5 protein-coding genes are annotated in these 6,198 nt (G+C 59.8%); 3 read left to right on the top strand and 2 right to left on the bottom strand.

The annotated features are described in order from the left end of the window. The coding region (locus tag ABX749_RS17845) for a 6,7-dimethyl-8-ribityllumazine synthase (RefSeq protein WP_372897155.1) at nt 1-123 on the top strand (123 nt) is incomplete at its 5' end. Nucleotides 124-270: 147 nt separating this feature from the next. Here the strand turns inward: ABX749_RS17845 and ABX749_RS17840 are convergent. Both ABX749_RS17840 and ABX749_RS17835 read right to left on the bottom strand, forming a co-directional pair. After that, entirely contained in the window at nt 271-2,187 is a 1,917-nt protein-coding gene (locus ABX749_RS17840) for a type IIA DNA topoisomerase subunit B (RefSeq protein WP_372897154.1), read from the bottom strand. A gap of 51 nt (nt 2,188-2,238) precedes the next feature. After that, nucleotides 2,239-4,668 (bottom strand): DNA topoisomerase (ATP-hydrolyzing) subunit A, encoded by a 2,430-nt coding sequence (locus ABX749_RS17835; RefSeq protein ID WP_372897153.1) that lies wholly within the window; start codon nt 4,666-4,668, stop codon nt 2,239-2,241. 419 nt (nt 4,669-5,087) lie between these two features. Here ABX749_RS17835 and ABX749_RS17830 point away from each other — a divergent pair, with 419 nt between their 5' ends. Continuing rightward, the gene (locus ABX749_RS17830) at nt 5,088-5,705 is read left to right on the top strand and encodes a hypothetical protein (protein WP_372897152.1); all 618 of its coding nucleotides are present in this window, start codon (nt 5,088-5,090) and stop codon (nt 5,703-5,705) included. A 56-nt stretch (nt 5,706-5,761) separates the two neighbouring features. Continuing rightward, a complete protein-coding gene (locus ABX749_RS17825; protein ID WP_372897151.1) occupies nt 5,762-6,124 on the top strand; it encodes a hypothetical protein in 363 nt (120 codons plus the stop codon). Nucleotides 6,125-6,198 lie beyond the last annotated feature (74 nt).

Genomic DNA, 6,198 nt, shown 5'->3' with positions numbered 1-6,198 from the left:
TTGACCTGCAACACGCTCGAACAAGCGCTGCAGCGCAGCGGCGGAACGGTCGGCAACAAAGGCAACGAAGCCGCCGAAGCGGTGGTGGAGTTGTTGCGGTTGGCTGTCAAGTTGGAAGCTTGAGCCATCAAACCGTTGTTCTCTCAGTCCCGAGTTGGAGATTGAGGGGCAAAACGATAGGGGCAAAACGATAAAGTGGGGAGCGTCTGTCGACGACTTCGGTGCTGTTATTGTTTTGCCACCATTGTTTTGCCACCAACGCAGCCGCACCTAAACATCCACTTCGGCGTCTGCGGCGCGGTCCATGATGAACCGGAACCGGGCTGATGCATCGCGCCCCATCAGGTCGCTGATCACGCGGTCGGTTTCCAGTTGGTCGTCGACTTCCACCCGCAGCAGTTGACGTTGGGCGGGGTTGAGCGTGGTTTGCCAGAGGACTTTGGGCATCATTTCGCCGAGTCCTTTGAAACGCGTGATTTCCGGTTTGGCCCGTCCGCCATGCTTCTTCAAGATTTCTTCGCGATGGGCGTCGTCTTTGGCCCAGTAGGTTTCCTTGCCCAAGTCGATTCGATACAGCGGCGGGACGGCGATGAATAGACGCCCGTCGGAAATTAACTGTGGCATATGGCGATAGAAGAACGTCAACAGCAACGTCGTGATGTGGTGTCCATCGGAATCGGCATCGGCCAACAGGATGATGCGGCCGTAGCGGAGACCGCCGATGTCCATCTTGGGGCCGATCCCGCAACCGAGTGACGCGACCATGTCTTGGATTTCTTTGTTGTCCAGAATCTTCTTCAGCGTCGCGCTTTCGGTGTTCAGGACTTTTCCGCGGAGCGGAAGGATGGCTTGATAGTTTCGATCGCGGCCTTGTTTCGCGCTACCACCGGCGGAATCACCTTCGACGATAAACAGCTCGGACTCCATCTTTCCGCTGGACAGACAATCGCTCAGTTTGCCCGGCAGCATCGTTCGTTTCGCACCGCCCTTGCGTGAGACGGCTTCGGACGCGGCTCGGGAGGCGGCACGGGCGCGGGCGGCGGCGATGATCCGTGCGACGATCGAGTCGGCGATGGATCGATTGCTGTTCATCCATTGTTCGATTTCGCCGCGCACCGCAGCTTCGACGGACGTCTGGACTTCCGGGTTGTTCAAGCGGTCTTTGGTTTGACCCTGGAATTGCGGCTCGCTGACGAAGACTGAAATGATCCCCACCATTCCTTCGCGGATGTCTTCGTGGGTGATCTTGACGCCACGCGGCGTCAGATTGTGGGTGTCGATGTAGTTTCGCACGGCCTTGTTCAGCCCGCCACGGAAACCGTTTTCATGGGTTCCGCCGCTGCCGGTCGGGATTCCATTGACGTAGCTGCGGACGTGTTCGTCGGTCGATTCGGTCCACTGCAAGACGACTTCGAATCGCATGTCGTCGTCGACCGAATGGCTGAAGGGAGTCGCGTGGATCGGACGCGCCTTTCGTTCCTTCAGGACTTTGTTGAGAAAGTCGACGATGCCTTGTTCGTGAACGAACGATTCTTTGGTCTTGGCGACTTCATCGACGTAGGTGACTTTGACGCCACGGTGCAAGAAGCTGGCCGTTTCCAGGCGGGCGCGAATCAACGTCGAATCGAACGTCGTCTTGGGAAAGATCTGCGGGTCGGGGGTGAACGTGATCGTCGTCCCGCTGCCGCGGATGGCGCCCTTGAGTTTCTTAAGTTTCGACGTCGGCTTGCCGCGTTGGAATTCCATCTTGTACTGCGCGCCGTCGCGACGAACCACCGCCGTCAGTTCTTTGCTGAGCGCGTTGACCACCGACGCCCCGACGCCGTGCAGACCGCCGGCGGTCTTGTAGTTCTGGCCTTCGAATTTGCCGCCGGCGTGCAGAATCGTCAGCACCATTTCGAGCGCGGGCTTTTTCGTCTTGGGGTGCTTGTCGACCGGGATGCCGCGGCCGTTGTCGGCGACCGAAATGGTTTGACCATCTTTGTGAAGCGTGACCACGATCTCACTGGCGTGGCCGTTCATCGCTTCGTCAACCGAGTTGTCGACGATTTCCCAGATCAGATGGTGCAGCCCCGCGGTGCCAACGCCCCCGATGTACATGCCCGGACGCTTCCGGACCGGGTCCAGGCCTTCGAGTGCGACGATGGCGTCGGCGTTGTAGTTCGATTTCGTGGCGATTGCTGTCATGGATGATCGAGACAGGGAGGCGGGGAGACAAGGAGACAGGGAGGTGGGGCGTCAATCGTCGTCGAAGGGCGTGGGGGCGGCGATGGGCGGCGAGATGATCTTGGCGATCTTGCCGTTCTTTTGCAGCTCGACGCCTTTGCCACCGCGACTGGTGACGCGGTACTTGGCGGTGGAGACGGTTTTGCGTGCGCCGCGGTTGGTTTCGATGGTCAACAGGTCACGGTCGCCGCTGCTGGCTTTGAATCCGAGCAGGCGATCACCGCTGGCCAATCGGATCAGGGTGACGCCTTTTCCGGCTCCGGAGAGATAATTGACTTCTTCGGATTCACACACGATCGCGCGACAGTTTTCCGAGACGGCCAGAATGATTTCGCTGCCGCTGATCGGGATCACGTCGATGATGGCGGCGTCGCCGGTGACGCGGGCGTACCGGCGCCCGCTGCGGGTCGACGGTTCGGCAAACGGGGCCAGTCCGAAACGCAGAGCAAAGCCGTTGCTCGAGGCGGCGAAGGCGTGGATTTCGGGACAGTAATCGGGGTGCTTGGGGTCTTCGTGAATCTTGCCGATGCAACGCGGGTCGAACGAGATCGCTGCGATGATGCGTTCGCCGTCCTTCATCTTGAACAGCTTTTGGATCGGTTCTCCGAAGCCCGTCGAAGCGGGGATGTCGATGAAACGGGTCGTGTAGCAAACCCCCAGGGACGAGAACAGACCGAGGGTGGCGCGGGTGCTGCCGGCGATGCAGGCGAGCACCGAATCGCCTTGGCGGAGTCGACTCTTGGAGGGATCGACGATTTGTTTTTGCCGTTTCACCCAGCCGTCGGTGGTGACCAGGACGTGGCAGTTTTCGGCGACGATAAAGTCTTCGACCGAATACTCGACTTCGACTTCGACGGCATTGATCTCGGTCCGACGACGGCTAGCCGCGTCGCTTGCGTAGGTCGTGATCAGCCCCTCGATTTCTTCGCGGACGATTTTCCAGCGGCCCGAGGCGTTGGTGTCCTTGGTGTCTTCGTTGAGCAGTTTACGGATCTGTTGGGCGCGTTTCTTTTTGTCTTTGAGTTCATCCAGGATCAGATTGATTTCCAGACGCGCCAAGCGATACAGTTTCAGTTCCAGGATCGCGTCGGTCTGCTCGGCGTCCAAGCCACCTTTGCTGGCCGGAAACCGTTTCATGATTTTTTCGGCCGCGTCGGCTTTGCCGTCCGACTGGCGAATGATCTTGATGATCTGATCGAGCGCGTCGAAGATCAGCGCGAAACCTTCCAGGATGTGGATCCGCCGCTCCAGTGACGCCAGTTCGTTTTCCAGGCGACGGGTGACGACTTCCAAGCGGAAGTGCAGGAAGTGCCAGAGCATTTCTTTGAGAGAGAGTCGCTCGGGCGTTCCCAGTTCGGGGTTTTCGGTGGGAACCAGACAGGTCAGATTGACGTTGAAGTTCTTTTGGAAATCGGTGTGCTTGTAGAGAAACGCCAGCACCTTCTTTTCGTCGGCGTCTTTCTTGAGCAGCAGGTCGATGCGGATTTCATCGGTCGACAGATCCCGGACTTCGGTGACCAGTGGCAGTTTGCCGTCGAAGACGAGTTCGCTGATGCGTTCGACCAACAGCGCCTTGTTGACGCTGTAGGGGATCGAGTCGATTTGAATGACCTTTCCGCCGCGATCCTTGGTGCCTTGTTTGATGGTGCCGCGCAGCTTGATCGTGCCCTGGCCGGTCTGATAGATCTCGCGCAGTTCTTCCTTGGTGTTGATGATTTGGCCGCCGGTGGGAAAGTCCGGTGCTTGGACGGCATCGTTGGCGACCAGTTGGTAGTCTTTGATTTCCGGATCGCGCAACAGCTTCAGCAATGCGTTGCAGATCTCGCGGAGGTTGTGTGGCGGGATGTTGGTGGCCATCCCGACGGCGATGCCGGTGGCGCCGTTGAGCAGCAGGTTGGGCAGGCGGCTGGGCAGGACGACGGGTTCTTCGCGGCTGCCGTCGTAGTTGGCCTTGTAGGCGACGGTGCGGGTGGCCAGATCGGTCAGCACTTCGCCGGCGACGGGCGTCATGCGGCACTCGGTGTAACGCATCGCCGCGGCGTTGTCGCCGTCGACGCTGCCGAAGTTGCCGCTGCCGTCGACCAGCGGCATCCGCATGGCGAAGGGCTGGGCCATGCGGACCAGCGCCTCGTAGATCGAGCTGTCGCCGTGGGGGTGATAGTTACCCATCACGTCCCCGACGACTTTGGCACACTTGCGGTGCTTGGCGGTGCTGGAGAGCCCCTGTTGGTGCATCGTGTAGAGGATGCGTCGCTGGACGGGTTTGAGTCCGTCGCGGACGTCCGGCAACGCCCGACTGGTGATCACCGACAGGGAATAATTGAGGTAGCGTTCCTGAGCCGCCTGGCGCAGCGGGACCGCCGTCAGGAGCGATTCCTCGACGGCGTCAAACAACGATTTGCCGTTCTTTTCCGATTGCTTGCGGGGACGTCGTTTTGCCACGCGATAGGGATCCTTTTACACAAATTGATACGGTGCGTTCTTCACCTTCTCCATCGGTCGCAGGGTCGCGCCGATTTGCCCAAGTTAGGGTAGAGACGGTGAAAATTCTAGACAGGCAGTGGCGGCAGACTTTAGCGGTTGGCCGGGTCGAATGGCAAATGCAGTCGACGCCGGTGTTAGCGGTGCTCCGAAATGATCCGAAATCGCCAGCGCCACGCGCCGAACTATCGCCCAGTGGGCAATCCCGCCGAAACAACAAACCGTGTGAAGAAGAAATGCCCGCATCCGGCCGGCCGCCTTCGGGGGATCCCGATTGGGGTGGTCTGCTACCGCCGAGAGGGAATGGCGGCGGATCGCATCCGGGGGTCGGGCGAGAACGGAATCAATGGCTGAAAACAAGGGTTCGGAGGAACCACCGGATGAAACTTCGATTGACAAAACAATTTTACGGCGCCGTCGCGGTGCTGGCACTCGTCGCTTCGGCCGGTAACGCCATGGCGCAAGGCGAATCCTTTATCGTCTCCAGCCAGGTCGTCAGCGATACCGCGCTGCCGGCCTCGGGCGGCTACATCGGCGATCTGGCTTCGGCCACGATCAGCGACAGCGGCTGTGTGAATTGCCAAGGCGGCGTCTACACGAGCGGTGACAGTGGCATCGTCGTTGGTGGCGGTGCTGGTGGTGGCGGTGTGCTGGGGAAACTCCGCGGCGCCTACGGCGGTGGCGATTTCGCCGTCTGTGAAGACCGCAAGTACGACCACTCGGATCTGTTTTACAATTTCTACTCCGGTGGCAATTGCAACACGTCCAACGCCCAGATGTACGTCTCGCCGGTCCCCGTACCGGCATTCGTCGGGCACACGTTCAACACGTACCAGCCGCTGTACCCGCACGAATTTCTGTACAAGCACACCAACCGTTACCACAACTACTACGACAACGGACGTGGCATCAATCGCACGAAAGTGCATTATTCCTATCCGCCGGTCAAGCAAGCGATCAGCAATCTGTACTGGAACAAGTTGCGGTTGCCGCGCTGAATTTAACGCCGGTTCTGAACCGGCACGTTTCACTTCCACCCACCGAGATCAAACTCATGCGTACGCTGTTCGTACTCGTCGCGTGCCTGGCGACCCTTCCGATTGCCTCGCAATCCGACGCGACCGCCGCGGGGCCGGGGCTGTTTCAAAAGAGCCCCCCGGTCAGCCATCCGTGGCATGGCGGCTACTATCACCAAAGCTGGGGCCAACCCTTGGCGGTTGTCGTTCCGCCGACAGCCAACATGCGTCAAACGTACTCGTGGGGTGTGGGGCAGAACTTGATGTACCCGATCAATTCCCAATACGGGCGTAACGCACCGGGCATCGGCGCCGGCCCGCGGGGGGCGTTCCGACCAACGCCGGCGTGGCCCAGTCACACCGACCAGTTCGGTTACTACTACATCCGAGCGCCCTGGTAGGGGCATCGCCGCGCGGGTAGTGGACGAGGCGACGAGTCCTCTGTAGTCGGCATCTTGGCAGAGGACTCGTCGCC

This window comes from Stieleria sp., assembly GCF_041595215.1.
Classification (GTDB): Bacteria; Planctomycetota; Planctomycetia; order Pirellulales; family Pirellulaceae; genus Stieleria; species Stieleria magnilauensis.
This window is presented reverse-complemented; position numbering and strand designations above follow the sequence as displayed.